The sequence below is a fragment of the Mucilaginibacter sabulilitoris genome (assembly GCF_034262375.1).
Taxonomy (GTDB): domain Bacteria; phylum Bacteroidota; class Bacteroidia; order Sphingobacteriales; family Sphingobacteriaceae; genus Mucilaginibacter; species Mucilaginibacter sabulilitoris.
Genome location: NZ_CP139558.1, coordinates 7,311,811 through 7,337,672, shown reverse-complemented (window position 1 = coordinate 7,337,672; position 25,862 = coordinate 7,311,811). Strand labels below are relative to the sequence as shown.

At 41.8% G+C, this 25,862-nt stretch carries 13 protein-coding genes; 12 read left to right on the top strand and 1 reads right to left on the bottom strand.

The annotated features are described in order from the left end of the window. Positions 1–260: 260 nt before the first annotated feature. Positions 261–521, bottom strand: a complete 261-nt coding sequence (locus SNE25_RS30900) for a DUF6922 domain-containing protein (RefSeq protein WP_321562864.1) — start codon at positions 519–521, stop codon at positions 261–263. Positions 522–593: 72 nt separating this feature from the next. Here SNE25_RS30900 and SNE25_RS30895 point away from each other — a divergent pair, with 72 nt between their 5' ends. From SNE25_RS30895 to SNE25_RS30840, 12 genes are all read left to right on the top strand, one after another. Then, positions 594–1,802, top strand: a complete 1,209-nt coding sequence (locus SNE25_RS30895) for an ATP-binding protein (RefSeq protein ID WP_321562863.1) — start codon at positions 594–596, stop codon at positions 1,800–1,802. Positions 1,803–2,612: 810 nt separating this feature from the next. Further along, positions 2,613–5,666: a SusC/RagA family TonB-linked outer membrane protein gene (locus tag SNE25_RS30890; protein ID WP_321562862.1), complete on the top strand. Its 3,054-nt coding sequence runs from the start codon at positions 2,613–2,615 to the stop codon at positions 5,664–5,666. Between the two features lie 16 nt (positions 5,667–5,682). Then, positions 5,683–7,308, top strand: a complete 1,626-nt coding sequence (locus SNE25_RS30885) for a RagB/SusD family nutrient uptake outer membrane protein (protein ID WP_321562861.1) — start codon at positions 5,683–5,685, stop codon at positions 7,306–7,308. 217 nt (positions 7,309–7,525) lie between these two features. Beyond that, a complete protein-coding gene (locus SNE25_RS30880; protein WP_321562860.1) occupies positions 7,526–11,593 on the top strand; it encodes a hybrid sensor histidine kinase/response regulator transcription factor in 4,068 nt (1,355 codons plus the stop codon). A 243-nt stretch (positions 11,594–11,836) separates the two neighbouring features. After that, complete coding sequence (locus tag SNE25_RS30875) at positions 11,837–13,171, top strand: BNR repeat-containing protein (protein ID WP_321562859.1); 1,335 nt, start codon at positions 11,837–11,839, stop codon at positions 13,169–13,171. A gap of 6 nt (positions 13,172–13,177) precedes the next feature. Next, positions 13,178–14,164: a family 43 glycosylhydrolase gene (locus tag SNE25_RS30870; RefSeq protein ID WP_321562858.1), complete on the top strand. Its 987-nt coding sequence runs from the start codon at positions 13,178–13,180 to the stop codon at positions 14,162–14,164. A gap of 15 nt (positions 14,165–14,179) precedes the next feature. Continuing rightward, positions 14,180–15,289 (top strand): glycoside hydrolase family 43 protein, encoded by a 1,110-nt coding sequence (locus tag SNE25_RS30865; RefSeq protein ID WP_321562857.1) that lies wholly within the window; start codon positions 14,180–14,182, stop codon positions 15,287–15,289. 63 nt (positions 15,290–15,352) lie between these two features. After that, positions 15,353–17,185 carry a glycoside hydrolase family 35 protein gene (locus SNE25_RS30860; RefSeq protein WP_321562856.1) on the top strand — a complete coding sequence of 611 codons (1,833 nt, stop codon included), beginning with the start codon at positions 15,353–15,355 and terminating at the stop codon, positions 17,183–17,185. 1,082 nt (positions 17,186–18,267) lie between these two features. After that, a complete protein-coding gene (locus tag SNE25_RS30855) occupies positions 18,268–19,674 on the top strand; it encodes a sugar porter family MFS transporter (protein WP_321562855.1) in 1,407 nt (468 codons plus the stop codon). Positions 19,675–20,128: 454 nt separating this feature from the next. Further along, entirely contained in the window at positions 20,129–23,269 is a 3,141-nt protein-coding gene (locus SNE25_RS30850) for a SusC/RagA family TonB-linked outer membrane protein (protein WP_321562854.1), read from the top strand. 10 nt (positions 23,270–23,279) lie between these two features. Further along, entirely contained in the window at positions 23,280–25,136 is a 1,857-nt protein-coding gene (locus SNE25_RS30845) for a RagB/SusD family nutrient uptake outer membrane protein (RefSeq protein WP_321562853.1), read from the top strand. Positions 25,137–25,154: 18 nt separating this feature from the next. Beyond that, positions 25,155–25,859: a DUF3823 domain-containing protein gene (locus SNE25_RS30840; protein ID WP_321562852.1), complete on the top strand. Its 705-nt coding sequence runs from the start codon at positions 25,155–25,157 to the stop codon at positions 25,857–25,859. Positions 25,860–25,862 lie beyond the last annotated feature (3 nt).

Below are 25,862 nucleotides of genomic sequence, written 5' to 3'. Positions count from 1 at the left end.
AGAGATCATCGGTTCGACTCCGATATTCTCCACGCATTGATTATTAAGTACTTACAAATAAAAGGTAAGTGCTTTTTTTGCGTTATAGACCTCTTGCATACATTCCAGTAACCTCAGTGCACTCCAAATGATTTAAAACAACCTAATTTTACTTAAAATAGCATAAAACGGTTTAAAATAGCTATGAGAATAGAAATTGGTATTAGTAACCTCTATTTATAAATTACACGTATTCACTGATACCGTATTCCAATGGAGCATTAGTCGGATTTTCGTCTTAAAAATGAAGGGGGCGGACGAAAAGGCTTTAAATCCTTAATGGTAGCATGTATATTATCAATGCCGTAAAATCTTTGTATCTCTTTTTTCTCATCTTCATTACCACGTTCCCACACCCGTCGGATGACGGCATTTTTCTGCCGTTGCCAATCAATTTTATCAAAATCGGTGTCCCAAAATAATATCCTGCGAAGTTTGGATATATCAGGACGATTAATATTGCCGATCTTAAGTTTAACCAACGTAGTATCGTATCAGACAAAATTGTATTTTACCAACAAACAATTTTGTATGTTTGTATCAAATAAATTATTATGATACTTCTGTCTGCAATTAACCAGGTTATCGAAACACAAAAAGCGAACCTGGCCCAAAAAGATCCTGGTCTGAAAAGAGATGCGCTGGCAACATTACCAGACCTTTCGGCATTTGCATTAATTGTTTCGGGAATAAGGAGATGCGGGAAAAGCACGCTGCTCTTCCAACTACTCAAAGAGAGATATCCTGATGCATTATATCTTAATTTTGAAGACCCACGACTTTATGAATTCGGTCCTACTGACTTTGCCAGGCTGGATGAATCTATAAAGGCCAGCGGAAGTAATGTGCTTTTTTTTGATGAGATCCAAATTATTCCGGAATGGGAAAGATATGCCAGGCAAAAGCTGGATGAGGATTATAAATTAGTAATAACAGGCTCTAATGCCTCTTTATTAAGCCGAGAGTTGGGCACCAGATTAACCGGGCGGCATATCACAAAAGAGCTTTTCCCTTTTTCTTATCACGAATTTTGCGTTTTCAAGGGATTATCTTACGATAAATCCTCCTTATTGAGCTATTTAGAATTAGGCGGCTTTCCGGAATATTTAAAGCAAGGGATACCTGAAATATTAAACCAACTATTTGAGGATATACTAATCCGGGATATTGCAGTGCGCTACGGCGTCAGGGATGTTAAAACATTGCAGCGGTTGGCATTTTATCTGCTCTCTAATGTTTCAAAGTTGATCACAGGTAACAGGCTCAAAACGCTGTTTGAGATCGGGTCTACCAGTACAGTTATGGAGTATTTGTCGCACCTGGAATATTCATATCTATTACAATTCGTGCCAAAATTTAGCTACTCTTTAAGAAAGCAAATTGCTAATCCCAGAAAAGTTTATGCCATAGATACAGGCTTGATCAATGTTAATTCGGGTTCTTTTACAGAAGATAATGGCAGAAAGTTCGAGAATTTGGTTTACCTGCACCTACGTCAAAAACACCGGGAGATCTATTATTTTGCTGAAAAGAATGAATGCGATTTCGTTATCGCGAATAACGGCAAATTAGTAGAGGCCGTTCAGGTTTGTTTTGAATTAAACCCTGATAATATCAACCGTGAGTTGGATGGTGTGGTCGAAACGCTTACCTTTTTCAATGCTGATGAAGGCTTTATCGTAACGCTTGATCAAACCGATCGGTTGGAGAAAAATGGCAAAGTTGTTCATGTAGTTCCTGCCCATCAATATTTGTCAAAGTAATGACTGCGAAAAAGTGTGCATTTCGGAGTCATTGCTTTTCGCGCACGCTTTCCGCTAATGTTAAAAATATTACCTGAAGTGCAGGCGACGTGCGAAAAATTATTCGATAATCCCAATTTTCACTCGAGGATTTAAAACCCGTTGCCATATAAGTTCGAACCCTGTCTTAGTCCGTTTCCTGTACTTCTTAATAAATTCCACAAAATGGTGTAACTTAAGAAAAGGCCCGCGAATCTGATTGTGATAATTAATACTCCCTTCCTGCAATACGCCTGGTCGATCAGTTGTTTCTTATAGCGCTGTCGGAAGCTGTTTAGGCGGGACATGGCAAGTTCGATGTTAGAGAACTGTGCATGGACCAAAATTTCCATTAGATTCTTTCGAATGGTCCATAATAGGCCTATTTTTTTTACCAGGCTTCTTTAACTTCTGCCCGAAAGTTTGAAAAACGATCTGCTTTAATCAATTCGGCAATAAAATGGTTCGAGCTTTGCACCGTTATCACCAGAAAGCCTCTCATGAAAAATGCGAGGCTTTTTATTCAATTGGCTGTGCACTTTTAATTTACCCCCCTACTCTTTGATGATTTACCCCCCATTTGTTAATTTATTTTGCCCTTATTTCGTCTTATCCAATTAATAAAATAGGTGGCTTTACTTTCGGCTACCCAGTCCAATTTATAAACATCAAACAATAAAGCATGGAATTACGGCACGTATTTTCTATTGACCTTTTATATCAAAAAGTATATGTGTTAAAATAACAATTATTAAAAACCTTCTTATTAACCAATTTAAACTTCTAAAATTTATGAAAGTAAAATTTACTCATTTTAATCGCTATTTAGCATGGCTATTTATGACGCTGCTCGTTGGAATATGCCAGCCGGGTCATGCCCAATCGCCCGGTACAATTACTGTTAAAGGTATTGTTAAAGATGCAACCGGCGGCCCGCTGCCTGGTGCAAGCATCAAAGTAGTAAGTACAGGACAGGGTGTTGTTTCAGACGTTAATGGGTTGTTTCGTCTAACGGTGAATGATGGCGCTACTTTAAGTATATCATTCGTTGGCCTCACTACTAAAACAGTGCAGGTTGATAAAAACAATACCAACATTGTAGTTGTGCTTGACGACAATGACAAAAAACTGAGCGAGGTAGTAGTGGTAGGTTACGGTACACAAAAACGGTCGGACGTAACCGGCTCTGTAACCTCGGTGCCAAAAGCGCGCCTGTCGCAACTGCCGGTTACCAATGTTTTGCAGGCTGTTGAAGGAGCTGTTGCCGGTGTTACGGTTGCTGCCCCATCATCTGTGCCTGGCTCACAACCAACTGCCACTATTAGGGGCCAAAATTCAATTTCAGCCGCTTCCGGACCATTCGTGGTAGTTGATGGTATTCCGCTTACCAAAAGCGGCGGCTCGCTCAATGATATCAACCCGAATGATATTGCCTCTATGGAGATATTAAAAGACGCGTCGGCGGTAGCTATTTACGGTGCCAATGGTTCGCAGGGGGTTATCCTGATCACTACCAAGCGTGGTACAACAGGTAAACCGGTTATTCGCTATAATGGTTATGGCGGTTATGAAAACCTGGGTCATATTCTGGAGCCAAGGGGTCCGGCAGCTTTCACCCAGAAGTTTTTGGATTATGAAGCGCAAAATAATTTAAAGCAGCAATTTCCTGAACCCGTATATAACAACTCCGAACGGGCCAATTACGCTGCCGGGCATACTATTGATTGGGTAAAAGAAAGCACCCAACAGGGTATTATGCAGGATCATAATCTGAGCGTAAGCGGCGGCACGCCAGATGTGAAATATTTTTTGTCTGCTGATTACCTGAAACAAAAAGGGGTAATAAAAGGCTATCAGTATAACCGGGCAAGCGTACGTTCAAATTTGGATGTGAATGTAACCAGTTTCCTGAGCGTAGGAGCAAACCTGTATTTCGCTAATAATAATTATGATGGCGGCCGGGCCAATTTACTCAACGCTACCGCTATGAGCCCATACGGTAATGAATATAATGCCGATGGGACCTATACCATTTACCCGATGGCGCCCGAACAATTATATACTAACCCATTGCTGGGTTTAACTACCGATCAGATTAACCGCAGTGTAAACATTAGCGGGAATGGTTATGCCCAAATAACATTTGGCGGCGTGCTTAAAGGATTAAAGTACCGCTTAAATGCAGGTTATACTTATTTGCCTACACGAGTAGACAGCTATAGCGGCAGGCTGGCAAACACTCCTTTAGGTTCGGCTACGGCATTAAGCTCCGAAACCAATAGCTACACGTTGGATAACTTGCTATTATATACAAGGGACTTTGGTAAACACCGCATTGATTTTACCGGGCTTTACAGCACGCAGCAAAGAAAATACTTTACTTCGGGTATAGCCGGAACAGGCTACATTAACGATGGGCTCTCATTTAACCAGATCGGGATTGGCTCGACCATATCGGGTGCAACGGTAAATGGTTCATTTTCGGGAACCTATTCTGACAGGTATGCGCTTAATTCACAAATGGGCCGTTTAAATTACTCTTATGACAGCCGCTATTTATTAACACTAACCGTTCGTCGTGATGGTTCTTCTGTTTTTGGAGCCAATACTTCAAAATATGGCTGGTTCCCGGTAGCAGCTGCTGGCTGGAATGTGAGCAATGAGCGTTTTCTGAAAGACTCTAAATGGGTGAATAATTTAAAGCTAAGAGCATCTTATGGTAAAACCGGTAATGAAGCGGTTAGCGTATACAGAACAATAACATCTGATGGTACCGTTCGGTTTCCGTTTAATGGTGTAAGCAACATAGGCGTACAGGCCAGCAACCTTGGTAACAGGAATCTCCATTGGGAAACTACCAATGAAGGTAATATCGCCGCGGATTTTTCGGTACTGAACAGCCGTCTTTCCGGTACGGTAGAATATTATGATTCCCGCACCTATGGGTTATTGTTAAATCGTGCCCTTCCGCTTATTACAGGTTATTCGCAGGTGGTTGATAATATAGGCAAAGTTGCCAATAAAGGTGTCGAGGTTACCCTGAATACCCGTAATATCGACGCGCCAAATTTTAAATGGGAAAGCACCATTGTATTCGCCGCCAATAAGAATAAAATTGTTGACCTGTATGGCGATGGAAAAAATGACATCGGTAACAGGTGGTTCATTGGAAAGCCAATCGGGGTAATTTATGATTATAAAATGACTGGTGTTTGGCAAACGGGAGAGGATGCTTCAAAACAGGACCCCGGCGCCAAACCAGGCGATCTGAAGTTTGCTGATACGAACGGCGATGGCAAAATCACGGCCGACGATAAAGTAATTCAGGGGCAAACCGCACCCAAATGGACAGGTGGCTTAACCAATACCTTCCATTATAAAAACTTCAACCTGAGCATATTTATACAAACCGCCCAGGGAATGTTAAAGAACAATGCTGACCTTAATTACGCCGATGAATCGGGCAGAAGAAATACCCCGGCGGCTATTGGCTACTGGACACCAACTAACGGCAACCAGGAGTTCCAGTCGTTATCATACACTAATACCCGTGGCTATGGTTATCCGCGCGATGCCAGCTATACCCGTATCAAGGATATAACCTTTAGCTACGTTGTGCCGCAAAAACTACTGGAAAAAGCGCATATAGCCGGTTTAACACTCTATGCAAGCGGGCGTAATTTAAAAACCTTTACAAATTGGATTGGCTGGGATCCGGAGCAAAGCTTTTATACCAGAGGCACATCAAATTCCGGAGCTAATCAGTCGGCTTATACTGCTGATTGGACTAACAATTATCCTGTAACACGCACAATTATTATAGGTGCCAATATTTCTTTAAAATAAAGACACACGTAACGACATGAAAAATCATTCAATCATATTAATTTTTGCAGCGATGTTGGCAACAGCGCTTGCATCTTGTAAAAAATCCTTTCTTGACGAGAAACCTTATTCGTCATATACCCCTTTAACGCTTACCGACTCTTTAGGTCTTGAGGCGTCTGCTATAGGCTTATATAACCTGGAGACGGGTATATTAACTTACTCCAGCGCACAAGGCTGGCCCAGTGTGTGGCAGGTAGGTACCGATGTGGCAAATGCAACGGCCCAACAACAGGGTATTGAAGTACCTTATTACAACTATAGCCAGCTCACTTCGACTGACGGCGCGGCATCATATATATGGGGTAAATACTATGCGTTGATCAATAATGCCAATATAATTATTGATAATACCGAAAACCCATCCACAACAAAAATAGGGGCACTTGGCAAAAAGCAGGTTGAAGCTGAGGCAAAGTTTTTCAGAGCGTATGCATATAATAACCTGGCTACACTTTTCGGTGGGGTTCCGCTTATTACACATGCGTTATCTGCTCCAAAAACAGATTTTACCCGTGCGTCGCTTAATGATGTAAACGCGCAGATCGTGAGTGATTTAACTTATGCCAGCGCCAATCTTTACGAGTTAAATGCCGGTAATGCTAAAACCAACGCCCAGGGCAAACCGGTTAGCCGTGCCAATAAATATATGGCAATGCAATTATTGGCCGAGGTATACTTACGTATGGGTAAAAATGATCTGGCCGAGCAGCAGGCGCAGGCAGTTATAAACAGTGGTAAATTTAGTTTGGTTAAAGCGCGTTATGGTGTCAGGGCAAGTGGCGCGGGCGACTACTATTCTGATATGTTTGTTTATGGTAACCAACGCCGTTCGCAAGGTAATACCGAAGCTATATGGGTGCTTGAGCAGGAAAACGCAGCGGTTGTAGTAGGTGGTAACGTAGATAATGCACAGCAACGCCGTGTTTGGGGTGCGGCCTATTATGCCATTCCGGGTATGCTTCCCTGCGATTCATTGGGCGGCCGCGGTATAGCAAGGTTAAGATTAAGCAATTGGGTACTTTATGGTTTATATCCCGCTGGCGACATGCGTAATTCGCAATACAGCATTAAAAGGCAATATTATTATAATGACCCTGCATTCCCTGCATTATTAGGTAAACCGGTGCCTTTCGCCGGTGCCGATACTGCATTCAGGATTTGCCCCAGCACATTGAAATGGGGCGCTTTTGACCCTAATGATACTTTTGGCTATGCCATGATAAAAGATTTTGGAATGATGCGCCTTGGCGAAACTTACCTGCTTTTAGCCGAAGCGCAGGTAAAACAAGGTAAAACTACAGATGCCGCCGCCGCTATAAATGCGCTAAGGACCAGGGCAAATGCCCCGCGGGTTACGCCAGATCAAATGACTTTGAACTTTGTTCTGGACGAGCGTGCCCGCGAGCTGATTGGGGAGGAGAACAGGCGTATGACACTGATGCGTACAGGAACACTTGTTGACCGCGCCCTGAGGCTTAACAGTAATGACGCGGTACATCCTACAACAGGTTTAGCAGCAAAAAACATGTTGCTGCCTATTCCGCTAACCGAAATTCAGTTAAATAAGGATGGCAAAATAGATCAAAATTCGGGATATTAAAAAAACAACCCCTCTGATTTGGGGTTCCGGTTTTTACAAAACAAAGCCTGAATATTCATTATTCAGGCCTTGTTTTGTTTTATAACAGAGCTAACCGTAAAAGTTACCTGCGTATAATTTGGAACAACCATTTTTTGACTTAATTGATATAATGCAAATATTTTTACTTAAAATTGATTCCCGGTTAAACCCTGATTAGTCCTGCATATTAATAACAATGAGAAAAAGGCGGTGCCTGTTTATAATAATATGCTTAAGCGTATTTTTCACTACTTCACTGTACGCGGGTGAAATACCCATCAAATATTTAGGTATTGAACAAGGGCTGTCAAATAATGCGGTAACCTGCATTACACAAGATCAATATGGGTTTATGTGGATGGGTACTTATGATGGCCTTAACCGTTATGATGGTTACCAATTCAAAACATTCAGAAATATATGGGGTAACTCGAGCTCCCTGGTACACAATCATATTAAAACGGTTACTGCCGTCGGCAACAGGATCTATGTGGGCACGCAAAAAGGACTGATGTTTTTTGATTATGCCGATTCTCATTTTCATAACCTGTATTGTTCAAAAGATCAGCATTCAAGTCTCCAAAAAGTTAAGTTTAACGTTATTCAGGTTACCACTGATAACACTGGTAATACGTACGCGATATCGGAAACTTTGGGCCTTATGAAATTCCATCAGGCAGATACCATAGGTAAACAGATTGAATATCGCATCAATAATAAATCATATAACATACGGGCAATAACGGTTGACAAACTCAACCGGGTGTGGCTTGCTATTGACGATATAGGCTTGGGGCTGTATGATCCGTTGAAAAACCGGGTAGATATTGTTTCTACCATTGGTGCTGCTTCAGGCAGCCTCATATGCGACAATAATAATAACATCTGGGCAGCCACGGGGGCGGGGTTATATACTTACCATCCCGATACAAAAGAAGTATCAAGGTTTGATGATGCCCGGCATAAACTTACATCCAACAATATATTCGATTTAACACTCACCCGCGACGGTAATATCTGGATTTCAACCAATGGAGGGGGTATCAATATATGGAATAACCGCCTAAAGAAGTTAAGTTACATTACTCCTGCAGAAAACCAAAACTCATTACGCAGCGGTGCTGTATCAACAGTTTATGAAGACAACGAAAACCGGAAATGGATTGCCACACTCAGGGGCGGTGTAAATATTATCGATAGCAGAAATACCCCTTTCCACTTGTTTACCCATGACGCCTTTAACAAAAATAGCGTTATCAATAATTTTATACTCTCATTTTGCGAAGATGAAGAACACAATATTTGGATAGGTACCGATGGTGGAGGGCTTAGCTACTGGGATACTAAAACAAATTCCTATTCGGGCTACGTACACCAACCGGGGACAGGGGCTATAAGCAGCAACTTTGTAGTAAGTATACTAAAGGATTTTACCAATAAAATTTGGGTGGCCACATTTAGCGGTGGTATCGATGCCTTTAATAAGGCAACAAATAGCTTTAAGCATTATACCTGTTACAACTCAGCAACCAAAGCCGGGGAAAAAAACTTTTGGAAACTGTTTGAAGATTCACATCATCGCATTTGGGCCGGCAGTACCTGGGGTGGGGCACTGTATCTCTACAATAGGGCTGAAGATAAATTTGAGCTTTTTGATAACAGACTTGTTAATATTCATACTTTTTATGAAGATCATGAAGGCACCTTGTGGGCGGGCAATTATGTGCAACTTATTAAGGTTGATACCGTTCAAAAAAAACATAAATACTATTTTATAGGGCAGGCCATACGCTCAATAACAGAAGAAACAGGACATAATTTATGGATTGGGACTGAAGGCGGCGGGCTGTTACTATATAATACCACAAACAATACCTTTAAACGCTACACAGAAACATCAGGGCTGCCGAGTAATTCCATACTCAGTGTGCTTGTTGACCAAAAGCATAACCTTTGGTGTAGTACTTATAATGGCCTCTCAAATTTTAATATAAAAACGGGCAGGTTTACCAATTACTTTGCATCAGATGGCTTGCAAAGTAACCAGTTTAATTATAACGCGGCATTGAAGCTATCATCTGGCGATATGCTTTTTGGCGGTATAAAAGGATTCAACCTGTTTAACCCGGATAGTATCGCATTATTCGTACATCAGCCCCGGTTACAACTTACCGATTTTAAGATCAATAATATTTCCTTTGAGAACAATGGCAATTACAGCAACAACCAGTCTTTATATGCTCTACAGCAAATAACCATTCCTTTTAGCGAGGCTACAATTGCTGTTAATTATACAGCGCTGGAATACTCCTTTCCCGAAAAGGTTTCATACGCCTATTATTTGGAAGGCTGGGATCATAACTGGAACTACGTAGGCAAGTTAAAATCAGCCTACTATACCCGGCTGAACGAAGGAAAATATGTTCTCAAAATAAAATCAACCAATACAGAAGGGTCCTGGAATTCAAAGCCACTTGTTATTTATATTACTGTTTTACCGCCATGGTATCGTACCTGGGGGGCTTATTTGTTATATGCCTCTGCTATAGGAGCAGTTATTTATTGGTTTTGGTTATACCGTATCAGGCAAACAAAACTCAAGTATGAGGTTCAGATAGCCAATCTTGAAGTTGAAAAAGAGAAAGAGGCTAATGAAAAGAAACTGTCTTTTTTTACCAATGTATCACATGAATTCCGTACACCGTTAACGCTGATCATCAATCCCATTAAAGATCTGCTGAATCAGAACAAAGGTGCTAATGAAGAGCTGAATATTGTTTACCGGAATGCCCGGCGTTTGCTTGGTCTGGTAGATCATCTGCTGCTTTTCCGGAAAACCGAAAGTGAAAATACCACCTTAAAAATATGTCGGGTTAATTTTACCCATCTGTGCAGGGAGGTTTATACCTGTTTTACACATCAGGCGAAAATAAAAAAGATCAATTATATTTTTGAAAGTGCCGATCCGCAGATAGAAGTGTATGCTGATCGTGAAAAAATAGAAATAGCGTTGTTTAATTTAATCTCAAACGCGTTAAAGTTTACGCCGGAAGGCGGCAGCATCCATATCGTTATAAAGGAAAATTATTCCTCGGTATACTTTGAAATTGCCGATAGCGGGATTGGCATAACAGCCGATGTTGGTGAGAAATTATTTGACAAGTTTTACCAGGTAAAAGACGCTAATTCTTTAAAAACTGGTTTTGGTATAGGGCTATACCTGGTGAAAACCTATATAGAGAACCATCAGGGTACCATTAACTATAGAAGCACATCCGGAGAAGGAACAACGTTCACATTGTGCCTGCCAAAAGGAAAAACACATTTAAACTCATACACTATAAACGAGGCGGTTGATGAAAGTGCTTCTTTTATAGATGAACTGGTTGATTTGGATAGTACAGTTAACACACCGCAGGAGCAACTGCCAAACAACCTGGAGTTAATGATTTCCGATCACCAGACTATATTGATTATTGATGACAATACAGAGATCAGGAACTATATTAAGAAAATATTTACTGCAGAATACACCGTATTTGAGGCATCCAATGGCGAAATGGGATTAGAAATGATCAGGAAGTATTTACCCGACGTTATTATCAGCGATATTGTAATGCCTGGTTTAAGCGGACTTGAACTTTGCAAAATAATTAAACAGGATACTGCCCTGAGTCATATTCCAATTATCCTGCTTACGGGTGAGTCAACACCGGATATTCGTTTAAAAGGTATTGAAGAGGGCGCCGTAGACTTTTTAAGTAAACCTTTTGATAAGGAACTGCTGGTGGCCAGGGTAAAGGGCATCATTAAAAACAAATCCGAACTTCAAAATTACTTTTTTAGCGAAGTTACACTCAAAGGAAATAGCCGTAATATCTCAGAAGAAAATAAAGCATTTTTATACAAGTGTATTGAGATTATTGAAAACTCTTTAATGGATCCGGAACTTGATGTAAACGCCATTGCTGATAAAATAAACATGAGTTACTCCAACCTGTATAAAAGGATAAAAAGTATTACCGGGCAATCTATAAACGGCTTTATCAGGTTTGTCCGGCTCCGCAAAGCTGCCGAGATTATGATCAATACCAATTGTAATGTAAATGAAGCGGCTTTAAGGGTAGGTTTTAATGATATCAAATATTTCCGCGAACATTTTAACAAACAGTTTGGGCTTAACCCCTCTGAGTTTATCAAACGCCACAGAATCGCCTTTCAAAAATCCTACGGGCATTCAAAAACAAAGGAAAAATCACATTAAGAGGGAGCCTGACTAAGGTCTTTTCATTCCGGAAAACCAACCGGCTTGTACACAGGAGTTTAATTCAGGGCTCTTTAATGTAACATTCTTGCTTTATTTAAAATACCCCCCTGCAATTGGCGATTTTACCCCTGCTCTTTACCTCGAAAAGCATGTATTTTAGCAAAATCAATTATAAAATAACTTAACAAACTGCACCAAGGACTAATTGGTTTAAGCAGAATAAATTATAAATCAGAAGAAGTGTTTAAGATTTCAGGTATCTGTATAAGGCTCACGATAGTTGTGTGTTTTGGTTTTATTACTATTGCTAATGCCCAGAAAAGTGGCGAGAATATAACAACAGTAGCCAATAATGGTTGGGCAAATAATTCGGTTAACACCGTGATCTTTCGCAAAAATGCTTTGGTTACTTACAAAAAGTACCAGTATACCGCTTATTATGATACCGCTCAAAATGTGGTCCTGGCCAAACGGATTGTTAATTCACGGATATGGCAAACGCTGCGCACCCCATATAAAGGCGATGCCTTAGATGCCCATAAATCCATCAGTATAATGGTTGATGGTGCCGGAATATTACATATTGTATGGGGGCAGCACAATAACCCTATAAACTATGCAAGGAGTATTGCGCCGGGCTCACTTACATTGTCGGCAAAAGAAACGATGCTTGGCGACAAGGAAAATAAACTGAGCTACCCGGAGTTTTATAAATTGCCCGATGGCGATCTGTTGTTTTTTTATCGTGATGGAGGATCGGGTAATGGCAACCTGATACTTAACAGGTACAATGTTAAGCTACGTAAATGGACCCGCCTGCAGGATAACCTGATAGATGGTGAGGGCCAGCGGAGCGCCTACTGGCAGGTTACTGTTGATGCTTCCGGTATTATTCACGTATCATGGGTTTGGCGCGAAACGCCTGACGTAGCCAGTAATCATGATCTGGCTTATGCCTGTTCAAAAGACGGTGGAAAGACGTGGCAAAAATCAACAGGGCAAACTTATCAGTTACCCATAAACGCTGCCAGTGCCGAATATTCTTGTAAAATCCCGCAGAAAAGTGAACTGATTAACCAGACCTCTATGTTTGCCAACGCGCAAGGGCACCCTTTTATAGCAACCTACTGGAAAGAGGCAGGGCAGGCCATACCTCAGTACCACATTGTATATAACACAGGCAAAGGCTGGAAAATAAATAATCTTTTGTTTCGTAAAACGGCTTTCAGTTTGAGCGGTACAGGCACCAAGCGGATATCTATATCGCGCCCGCAGGTGCTGGCCTGGCAAAATGGCAAGTTACTGGCTGTTGCTTTAATCTTCAGAGACGAAGAATTAGGGAATAAAGTATCCATAGCTGTGAGTGCTGATATTGCTCAAAACCGCTGGACAATTCATAGCCTGACCAATAGCTCCGTTGGTTCCTGGGAACCAACTTATGATACCGAATTATGGAAAAATAAGCATATCCTGAATATTTTTCTGCAAAATGTAACACAAATTGATGGCGAAGGCCGTGCTGACGCAAAGCCGGAACCAGTACAGGTGCTGGAATGGAAACCTATATTAAAATAAAACCCGATGTTATTGAGACTCAAAATTCATTCTTTCAATTATCTAAGCGCTCTGATCTTGTTGCTGGTCACAATATGCAGCAGCATTGATAGTTTTGCGCAAACGGTTGACACTACCGTAGCTCCGGCAGCTGTCTTGCCCGGGGTTTATGCCGATCCTAATATCGCTGTATTTAATAACAAGTTTTACATCTATCCTACAACCGATGGCTCGGAAGGCTGGCTATCTACCTCTTTCACCTGCTGGTCATCTGCCAACCTGGTAAAATGGAAAAATGAGGGCGTGATACTTGATCTTCCGCATGACCTGACTTGGGCCGATAAGCGCGCCTGGGCGCCTGCCATCGCTGTTAAAAACAACAAATATTATTACTACTACGCTGCCGATGGCAACATCGGCGTTGCCGTTTCGGATAAACCAACAGGGCCTTTTAAAGATGCATTGGGGAAGCCGCTGGTTAAAAAAGGCAGCTATCCGGGGCAAATGATAGATCCGATGGTGTTTATGGATGATGATGGTGCTGCATACCTGTATTTTGGGCAGGGACAATGCAATGCGGTTAAGCTTAATGATGATATGGTGAGCTTTGATACGGCAAAAATGATCTCTTTTAAGCCGTCTGGCTATAACGAAGGCCCTTTTGTAATTAAGCGTAAAGGAATTTATTATTTGATGTGGTCTGAGTATGATACCCGCGATCCCAGGTATTCTGTAGCCTATGCTACCTCATCATCGCCATTGGGTCCATTCAAAAAAGCCGAAACCGGGCCGGTATTAAAAGGGAGCGGTGTAGTTAAAGGCGCTGGCCATCATTCGGTAGTGCAGGTTCCGGGTAAAGATGAATGGTATATAGCTTATCACCGGTTTAAAATACCCGGGGGCAATGGCTATAATCGTGAAACCTGTATTTCATCAATGCATTTTGATGCAAATGGCAATATCCTCCCGGTAAATGTTTTTGAAAAAATAAAGCCGGTTAAATTAAAACGGTAAGTATTAATAAAAGCAATGAAAAAATATTACAAATTACTCATACCTGGTTTGCTGCTGATAGGTAACCTTACTTTGGCGCAAACTACGCTTAAAAAATTTAACCCGGGTAAGATATGGCCCGATAATAACGGAGTACATATTAATGCACACGGAGGTGGTATACTGTATAATAACGGAACCTACTATTGGTTTGGGGAACATAAAGTAGAAGGCGACGCCGGTAACCGCGCCCAGGTAGGGGTACATTGCTATTCATCAAAAGATCTTTATAACTGGAAGGACGAAGGAATAGCACTGTCTGTATCTTCCGATCCCACCAACGATATCGCTAAGGGCTGCATACTGGAAAGACCTAAAGTGATTTATAATAAAAAGACCCGTAAGTACGTGATGTGGTTTCACCTGGAGTTGCTGGGAAAAGGTTATAGCGCGGCAAGGGCGGGCGTAGCTATCAGTGACAATGTCACGGGGCCATATCGGTTCCTTAAAAGTTACCGGCCTAATCCGGGCAAATTACCATTCTATCCTGCCGGGACACCCGAAAGCGAAAAGGTCAATGTAGCTAATCCGGCAAATAAAAGCGATGGATTTTTCTGCCGGGATATGCCGGGCGGACAAATGGCCCGCGACATGACCGTGTTTGTTGATAACGATGGCAAAGCTTACCACGTATTTTCATCCGAAGAAAATTTTACGCTGGACATTGCCGAACTTACAGATGATTACACGAGCCATACCGGGAAGTTTGTTAGGGTGTACATTGGTCATCAAACCGAAGCCCCGGCATTATTTAAACGCCATGGCATATACTATATGATAGGATCGGGTTGTACCGGCTGGGCTCCCAATGCTGCCCGCTGGTTTACAGCCAAGTCAATATGGGGGCCGTGGACCTATAAAGGAAATCCTTGTAAAGGCAACGAATCCGAAATTACCTATGGCGGGCAAAGTACTCATGTTTTACCGGTTGAAGGTAAAAAGGATGCTTTTATATTTATAGCGGATAAATGGGTTCCTAAGAATGCTATTGACGGACGTTACCTTTGGCTGCCTATTGAGTTTAATGGCGATGATATCAGCATTAACTGGAGAGATAGCTGGAGTTTAAACGATTTTAAAAAATAAAATGCGGATACTTTTAACAAAGCACATTAACCTTAATTAAAGATAATACAACAAAATAATTTTATGTTTTCAAGAAATAAATGGAGGGCATTATTTGCCGGTGTTCTCATCTTAACAAGCCTGAGCACCCGCGCCCAAACCAAACATACTTTTACCCTGGCCGATTCTGCTTTCCTGCTCGACGGCAAGCCTTTTCAAATGATCAGCGGCGAAATGCATTATCCCCGGGTGCCTCGTGAAGCCTGGCGCGCACGTATGAAAATGGCTAAAGCAATGGGGCTAAATACCATAGGTACTTATGTTTTCTGGAACCTGCACGAACCTGAAAAAGGGAAATTTGATTTTACCGGTAACAATGATGTGGCCGAATTTGTGAAAATTGCCCAGCAGGAGGGTTTGTGGGTTATCCTTAGGCCCAGCCCTTATGTATGTGCCGAGTGGGAATTTGGCGGCTATCCCTATTGGCTTCAAAATGAAAAAGGCCTTGTAGTGCGCAGTAAAGAGCTGCAGTATTTAAATGAGTATGAAAAGTATATTAAGGAGATAGGTAAGCAACTGGCTCCTTTACAGATCAATCATGGGGGTAACATCCTAATGGTGCAAATAGAAAATGAGTATGGCTCTTATGGCAGTGATAAGCAATATCTGGAAATTAATCAGAAATTGTTTAAGGAAGCCGGTTTTGACGGCTTGCTTTATACCTGCGATCCGGCTCCTGATCTTATGAAAGGTCATTTACCGGGCTTGCTGCCCGCTGTAAACGGGTTAGACGATCCGGCTAAGGTTAAAAAGATTATTAACGAAAATCATGATGGGAAAGGCCCTTATTATATAGCAGAATGGTACCCAGCCTGGTTTGACTGGTGGGGAACAAAACATCACACCATACCTGCCGAAAAATACGCAGGCCGGTTAGACTCTGTCCTTGCTGCAGGTATCTCCATCAATATGTATATGTTTCACGGTGGTAGCACCCGGGCATTCATGAACGGTGCGAATTTTAAAGATGAAACCCCGTATGAGCCGCAAATAAGCAGTTATGATTACGACGCACCGCTTGATGAGGCTGGTAACGCCACACCAAAGTTTATGGCGTTCAGGAGTGTTATTGAAAAGTACTTGCCTGCTGGTCAGCATTTGCCTACTGTTCCTGTAGCTAAGCCTGCAATGCAAATTCCGGTTATATTGTTAACTCAAACAGGTAGTTTGCTCAACAATCTTCCAGCACCAAAAACAAATCCTAAGCCGCTTACTTTTGAAACCCTGAATCAGGATTATGGTTTTGTGCTGTATCGCACCACATTGCAGGGGGGCAAAAAAGGCCTGCTTAAACTTAGTGAGTTGAGGGACTACGCCATTATTATGATTAACGGTAAAACCGTTACTACACTGGATAGGCGGCTAAAACAGGATATTATTAATATTACCCTGCCTGCCGGCAAAGTAACATTAGATATTCTGGTTGAAAACATGGGCCGTGTTAATTTTGGCAAATACCTGCTCCAAAATAAAAAGGGCATAACCGATAAAGTAATTTTTGATAACAAGGAGCTTAACAACTGGAAGATGTATAGTTTGCCTTTTAAAAATTTGGATGGCATTAAATATAGTTCGACAGTATATCAGGGTACAGCTCCTGTAATTAAAAAGGGTTTATTCAATCTGGAAAATATAGCCGACACTTACCTGGATATGCGAAAATGGGGTAAAGGCATGGTGTGGGTTAATGGTCATAATTTGGGTAAATATTGGAGTATTGGTCCACAGCAAACCCTTTATTTGCCAGCAGAGTGGCTTAATAAGGGCAAAAACGAAATGGTGGTGCTAGAATTACTTAAACCACAACAAACACAATTAACAGGTTTAGCGAAACCAATACTCGATGAGGTTAAATAACGGAGCCATCAATTTTCATATAGTTATTTTATGAAAATAGTTTAATTAAAGTTACATGGCTTCTGTTCGTTATTGAGTTGCCGGGAAAATTATAAATGTAACATGCCTAAAATGATTGACTTATGTTATTCTAAACCATTGCTAAAAACTAAACATTTTTGAGCTTGTTCGAAATACTGGGTACTTTGCACCCTCAATATCTACCAACGCCGGATTAATATCGTTAATGGACGATATTGAGAGGCTTTTAATGTCCATATTTTTTAGTTGTTATGCAAAGCGGCAAACAACTATTTTAAACCCATTTACTGAATGAGCATTTACGTATTAATAGGGTTGAAAGTGTTTATCTGTAATCCCAGTACCCTCTAAAGTAGTTTAAAAGGATTTAAAGGAGCAATGACTCATTATTTTGCTGATTTTTTAAATAACTGATTATTAGATTATTTGTATTGTTCGTTTTGCTGCTTTAAACTATTTAAAGTCAATCAAATAGCGATGGCATGCAAGAGTTCATCGGTTTGACTTAGATATTATAAACCTGATAATCAGTCACTTATTCCAATTCGTAAGTGGCTTTTTGTTTTCAGAATATACAATTCATATACAAATCAGCTTATGATTGAATTGAATAGTAGATGTTTTTTATAAGGAATGGGCTTTTTTAGCTTTAAGTCACCAAAGCCAACAATCCAAAATGTTCAAAAGACTGCTCAGAGCGAACGGCGAATTGTAATAACGTTTGACTATGGCTTTGGAAGCTATCATAAACGTTCATTATGCCATCATTTCTTTTGAAAAAGTGCCGCTGTCCGAGCCGGATAATATCGGACTATTTGAGATTATATCAAATGTTGCTCCCATCATTAGAAAAAGGGCTTGTTAAATAAACAGATCATTAATAATACCTTTTCTGCATTTAAAACATTAAAACAATATATTTGAAATGCCGGCTGTATAGGTTTATTCAGGATTAAAGAATTTTACTGTTCAGCCTATTCAGGGCCAGCCGGTAATGCGCCCCTCGTCAATGTCTGCGCCAACCAATAGCCAAACATTAACCAAATACCTGTAAAATAATTATGAAAGAAGTTAAAAAATTGAGATTGAGTACCATTACCCTTGTGGCTTCTCTCGGTGGTTTTCTGTTCGGATTTGACATAGCAGTTGTATCCGGTGTACTACCGCTGATTGAAAAACAGTTTCATTTAACTGCGGCCCAGGAAGGATGGTTTGTGTCATCGGGGCTGGTAGGCTGCATTATTGGTGTAGCGTTCTCGGGTGAGGTAAGTGATCGCCTCGGACGAAAAGCACCTTTGTTGCTATCAGCAGTATTATTTCTACTTTCTGCATTAGGTTGTGCCTTTATGCCATCTTTGTTTTGGGTAATTGCATCACGGTTACTGGGCGGTATAGGCATAGGGATAGCATCAAACGTAGTGCCGCTGTACATTTCTGAAATTGCGCCGGCAAATATAAGGGGCAGATTAGTTACTTATTATCAGCTGGCTGTTACACTTGGCATCCTGGCAGCCTACCTTACTAATGCGGGTCTGGTTAGTTACATTGCTCAGTCGCCCGGTGAAGGGTTTTTTCAGAAGGAAATATGGCGGGCAATGCTTGGTTTAGGGGCTATCCCGGCATTGTTGTTCTTGCTGGGTTTACTTGCTGTACCCGAAAGCCCGAGATGGCTGATACAAAAAGGCCGCAGGGCAGAGGCTACCAATATAACCATGCGCTTATTCGGAAATACCGAACCAGATATTGCGCATGAAAATACAATAATAAAACACCAGGGTTCATACAAAGAGTTATTTGCGCCAGGTATGCGTAAAGCCTTGCTCATAGGCATATTGTTACCATTGTTCTCGCAGTTTAGCGGTATTAACGCTATTATTTATTATGGACCAAGTATTTTAAGCAATGCAGGCATTTCGCTAAGTAATTCATTAATCAGCCAGATCATATTTGGCGTGGCAAATATGCTGTTTACACTTATTGCCATTTGGAAAGTTGATAGCTGGGGGCGCCGCCCATTGTACTTATATGGTACAGCAGGCGCTACGGTAACACTTATCGCTACGGGTATTTGCTTTTACACCGGTGCAACCGCAAGTATATCGCTACTGGTTTGTGTGCTTTCTTTTCTTGCTTTTTTTGCCTTTTCAATAGGTCCGCTAAAATTTGTGGTGGCGTCAGAAATATTCCCTAATGCCATACGTGGCAGGGCGTTGGCCATAAGCATTATGGTAATGTGGGTGGCCGATGCCATAGTTGGGCAGTTAACCCCGATACTCCTGGATAATTTTGGCAGTGCCGGTACTTTTTGGTTCTTTGCTTTCTTTTGTGTGATAGCATATGTAACCGTATACAAATTACTCCCCGAAACAAAAGGTAAATCTTTGGAACACATAGAAAAGTACTGGAAAGAAAAAGGTATTGGTGCAGGTGATCAACTACATGATGATCAACACATAACTCTTCATTAAAAGCCGTGGGTTAATGACTTACAGCTTTGTTAATTAATTGTATTTCCTCCTTCCAATTCAAGTAGTATGCTTTAACGTAGTCATCCTTTGTTAAGGTTGATAAATTACCTGCCTTGCTGTTTATGTCTTCTTCTATAAGCTTCAACCCCGAGCCGATTCTACTATTATCTCCATTTAAGTCTGCAATCGATTGCTAAAAAAGTGCATTAATGGCAAAAATTAATCAATTATTTATTTTTTATTAATCGCCAACTCTTGATTTGTATAAAATTATAAACCCGATACACTATCTGTTTCCGCCCCATTGGCAACCGGCGGGTGTATCTATGAACCAAACAAATCATGTCCCGTTATCATCCTTACCCTCCGTAGGTATGCTGCTGTAATGCACTGCCGTTTACCTGAAAAAAGGTAACCCAAACCAATAAAACTAAATCATTAACAGAGAAGCAATATGAAAAAACTTAGATACTTATTTATCATTTTCTTTCTTTTCCCGCTCAGTTTGCTCGCACAGCAAACCACCATCGGCGGAAAAGTTATAGACTTAACCGATGGATCTACACTTCCGGGGGTAAGTGTAAAAATTAAAGGTACCACCACCGGCGCCATTACCGATGCTGCCGGAAAATTCCAGCTCAATGTACCCGGCCCAAATACCGTTTTACAACTATCATATATTGGATACGTAACCCAGGAAATTGTTGTTAAAGACATTAAGGATGGCACCATAGCGTTAAAAACCACCAATAAAAGCCTTGAAGAGGTAGTTGTTGTAGGTTATGGTGTACAAAAAAGGGCAACCATAACTGGCTCTGTAGCCACACTGCAAAGCAAGGAGATTACTACTACCAAAAACGAAAGCGTGGTGAACATGTTAACCGGTAAAATACCGGGCGTACGTATAGTTCAAACAACTGCAGAACCAGGTTCTTATGCCAATAATTTAAACATCAGGGGATATCAGGGCTCCCCGTTAATTGTAATTGATGGTGTAATTGGCGGCGACCAGTCAACCGTTGGCCGTATGGACCCGAATGAAATTGAAAGTGTTTCGGTACTGAAAGATGCTGCGGCCTCTATATATGGTATGCGTGCTGCCGGTGGTGCCATTTTAATTACAACCAAAAAAGGTTCAAAAAACGGAAAAATCAACATTAACTATTCTGTAAACAGCGCTATCCAGACTTTTTTGGGGATGCCAGAAGGTGTAGGCGCAGTTGATTTTATGATGCTTACCAACGAAAAGGTTAAACGCGATTTTGCCAACAACTTTGTACGCAACGTAACCCCGCAGTTTTCATATGCTGATATTAAACCCTGGATTGACGGTACTTACAAATCGGCCGATTGGGTTGACATGGTTTTCAGGAAAACAGCCAACCAGATACAGCACAATTTAAACATTGATGGCGGTAACGATAAGATAAGCTACTTCTTCAACTTTGGCTATCAAAAACAGGATGGCGTTTTTAAAACCGGCGACTTAAACTATAACAAGTATAATTTCCGCTCAAACGTTACGGCCAACATTACCAAAGGCCTGCGGGCGCAAGTATTAACATCGGCCTGGATGGATGAGAAGAACCAGCCTTATACCGATGAATGGACCGTGTATAAATACACCTGGAACCAGATACCTACCCACCAGATATACGCTAACGACAACCCTTTATACCCCGCGGTAATGGACGATAACATGAATCCATCCATTATTACCGATGCGGATAAGGTAGGCTCCAAAAGGTTCAGGAACAAAAATATCACCAGTCAGTTAAATTTACAGTATGATATACCCGGCGTACCCGGCCTAAGCGCTAAAGGTTTGTTTAACGTTGATTATGGCGTTGCCGACAATAATATCATCAAAAGAACCTACACCCTTTACACTTACAAGGCCGAAGATGAAACCTATATACCAAGCGTAGCCAATACGCCAGCGGGTATAACAAGGCAATACTATACCCACCTAAATACCTTAGCCCAGTTAACCTTAAATTATGCGCACACCTTTCTGGAAAATCATAACATAACCGCCATGGTTACTTATGAGCAAAGCCATGAAACCGCCGATAACTTTAATGCATACCGCGACATTGAGATCCCGGTTGATTATTTGTTTGGCGGTTTGCAAAACACCAATATGGCCGGCGGCATGGATGCAGGAGCTTTGCAGGACCGTGCGCATAAAAGTATCATAGGCAGGTTTAACTACGATTTTAAAGGCAAATACCTTGCAGAGTTCAGCTTTAGGCGTGATGGTAATAACCTGTACCAGCCAGGTCCTGATCAATGGGGATTTTTCCCGGGCGGATCCGTAGGCTGGGTAATATCAAAGGAAAACTTTTTCCGTAACCTGGTTTCTGAAAACATCATATCCAACCTAAAACTGAGGGCTTCTTACGGCCAAACAGGCGACGAGGCCAATGCACCGGCTTTTAACTATGTTAACGGATATACTTACCCTATCAATAGCTATATTTTCGGTGCGGGCGCGGTAAATGGCTCGGCACCTAAACTGGGTAACCCGGGTTTAACCTGGTCTGTAAATACCATCAAGAACATAGCTCTGGATTTTAGCTTACTGGGCGGTAAAATAGATGGTACTGTAGAGGTTTTCAGGAATGACAGGACTGGATTACCCGCCCAGCCTTCTGTAGCACTGCCCGGCACTGTAGGTGCAGCCGTACCACAAATTAACTATAACAGCGACAGGGTACAGGGCTTGGATTTCAGCCTTTCCTATAGAAACACCTTTGGTCAGGTTGGTTTAAACCTTATCGGTAACATCGGTACCACCCGTTTAAAAAATCTAAATGTTCTTCGCGGCACATCGGGCAACGAGTATTTGAACTGGAAAGAGAACCAAACTAACCGTTATCAGAACGTTTGGTGGGGCCCTGAGTATGCCGGGCAGTTCACCAGCTACAACCAGATATATAATTATGGTGTTAACACCGGCGGTGGCAATAATAACGTTATCCCCGGCGACTATTATTACAAGGACTGGAACAACGACGGTGTTATTGATGATAAAGACAGTCACCCTATTGCTACCACCGATATCCCCTTATATAACTACGGCTTTACTATTGGCGTGAGTTATAAAGGTTTTGATATGAACATGCTGCTGCAGGGTGCGGCTGGTGTTTACGTACAATACGGCGAACAGTTTGCATCGCCATTGATGTATAACAGGAGCGCACTGACACGCTTTTTGGACAGCTGGCACACCGCCGACCCATACGCCAACGTATTTGACCCCAACACCCAATGGATACCCGGCTTTTACCCTGCAATGGGTTCGCCAGATGCGCAGGGCACAAAGGCCATACAAAGCGCCAGCTATCTGCGTGTAAAAAACCTGGAGTTTGGTTATACCCTGCCCACGTCAATTTTAAAAAGCATAGGTGTTAAAAAGTTCAGGGTATATGTAAACAGCTACAACCTGTTAACATTCACAGGCCTAAAAAACTACGATCCTGAACACCAGGGCCCTAACCCAAGAGACAATGGCGATTTCGGCAAAGCTTTGGGCGGGTACACCTATCCAATGAACAGGACTTTTAATCTGGGAGCTAACGTTTCCTTTTAATTATTGACACATGAAAAGTTTACATAAATTAATTATAGCAGTATCTATAGGTGTTGGAGCTACAGTATCATCCTGCCAAAAGTTAAATATCCCTCCAACCAATATAGTTACCCCCGATGTTATATACAGCAGCGAGGCTGGTGTTAAATCGTTCCTGGCAACCATTTATAGAAATTTACCTATTGAGGATTTTAAATACAGGCCAGATGGGGGTGAGGATGTTGATGTGAATGGTGTTCATTATTCGCATCCCGGTTTTAACCCTGGTAACCCCTGGATGAATTTTTACAATTCTGCCTCTGTCACCGGCGAAGAAGTTGGCCCTTATGGTGGTATGGAAATTGGCAGCGGTTTTGGCTTTTGGCCCTATGGCGATATCCGGAATGTAAACACGCTTATTGCTGAGTTGCCTAAACATGTTGCTACCCTCACCCAACCAACAGTAAATGCACTTTTGGGCGAAGCTCACTTTTTAAGAGCATACTATTATTTTGGCATGGCCAAACGTTATGGCGGCGTACCTATTATAGCCGTTCCGCAAGATCCGGGCGCGGCGTTATCAACCCTGCAGGTGCACCGCGACAAAGAGGAAGCCACCTGGGATTTTATAGGTGCTGAGCTTGACCTGGGTTTCCAGATGATGCCCGAATCAAGTGATGCCGGAAGGGCAAACAAGTACGTTGCCGCCGCGTTAAAATCAAGAGCTATGCTGTATGCAGCATGTGTCGCCAAATACGGTTCAGTGAATTTTGTTGATGGTCAGGCACGCTCGTCAGGTTTAGTTGGTATACCAGCTGCTAAGGCGGCTACCTACTTTAAAGCAGCTTATGATGCCGCCAAATTACTGGAAGGACATTACTCGCTTTACAATGCCAATTCAGATAAGGTTCAAAACTTTGCCGATGTGTTTTTAAAAAGCGGCAGTCCCGAGAATATTTTCATCAAACAATATTCCATTGCTAACAATACGGCACACAGCTGGGATGCTACCATGTCGCCTCGTTACATGACTGCCAATGCGTTGTCGCGTTCGTATCCAACGTTAGACCTGGTGCAGCTATGGGGCAATCTGCAAATAACTAATGACGACGGCACACCAAAGCGTTTTAACAACCGGGCCGAGATAATGCAGGGGCTGGAGCCGAGATTGCTGGCTACCATTTATTTCCCGGGCGCAATTTTAAGAGGACTTACATTTGATATGCAGCGGGGCATTTACCCTTCTTTTAGCGGTACAGCAGCAGCCGAGGTTGCCAAGCAACCCAACTCGCGTTCTTACATACTTTCGGGCGACACCAAAACCCTGTACCAGGGCAAACAAGTAATTGGCTTTACAGGCCCGTGGACCGGCGGCGATGAGTTAACCCGTACCGGATTCTACGTTCGTAAATATGTTGATTACAATAAACCACAAGCCTCTGTTGATCTGTACAGAAGCGAACAACCCTGGATAGACCTGCGCTACGGTGAAATATTACTGAACCGTGCAGAGGCAGCCATGGAATTGGGCAATTCTGCCGACGCGTTAACTTCCATTAACCAGATCAGGGAAAGGGCCGGTGCAACACTTTATGCTTCTATTGATCTGGACAAGGTCCGTAAAGAAAGGCGCATGGAGCTCGCTTTTGAAAACCAATATTATTGGGATTTGAAAAGATGGCGCATTGCCGATGTGGTGCTTGACCGCGCTCATTTCAAAGGTCTGATGCCATACTATGTATTTAATGAAAATAAATACATTTTCCTGGCCGAACCTGAACTGTTTAACCGCGAATATACTTTTCAGAAACAGTCATATTATGAACCAATTCCGGGTGGCGAAATTGGAAAGAACCCTAACCTGCTCCCTAATAATCCTAATTATTAAGCATTTAAAATTTAAGTTATGAAAACATTAATAGGCAGAATTTTGGCGGGTGTATGTATACTGGCCAGCGCCGCATGTACCAAAATAGATAATTACGATGGCCCTAATGCATCTTTTCAGGGCAATATAGTATCATCCGCGGGGGGTAATTTACTTACCTCGGGCAACAGCAGTCAAATAAGGCTGCAGCAGGTAGGCTGGACAACCCCGCAAACAATCCCCAGTAAGTTTGATGGTACATTTCAGGATACCAAACTATTTAAAGGAAATTATAAAGTTGTGCCTACAGGTGGTGCTTTCTGGCCTGTAACTGATACTATAATTGTAAATATTGGCAACGACACTAAGCATGACTTTACTGTTACGCCATACATCATTATTAAAAACTTTACATCTACCTTAAGCGGTACTACTTTAACGCTCAAGTTTGATATTACCGCCCCTATTGCAGCGGGTTTACCAATTATTAAGGATGTACAGCCCTACGTAAACACAACCAAGTTGGTAGGTGCGGGCGCTTCGATAAGGGATTTTTCTGATGTAAATGCGGTAATTATCAATAAGCAGTTTACAGACATGAGCCCTGCCGAAAAATCAATAACCTTAACTATCCCTAACCTGATACCGGGCCGTACATTTTTTGTGCGCGCAGGAGTGCGTTTAAGCGATAGCTACAACAGTTCAAATTTTTCGGAAATAGTACAGGTAGATATTCCTAAATAATTA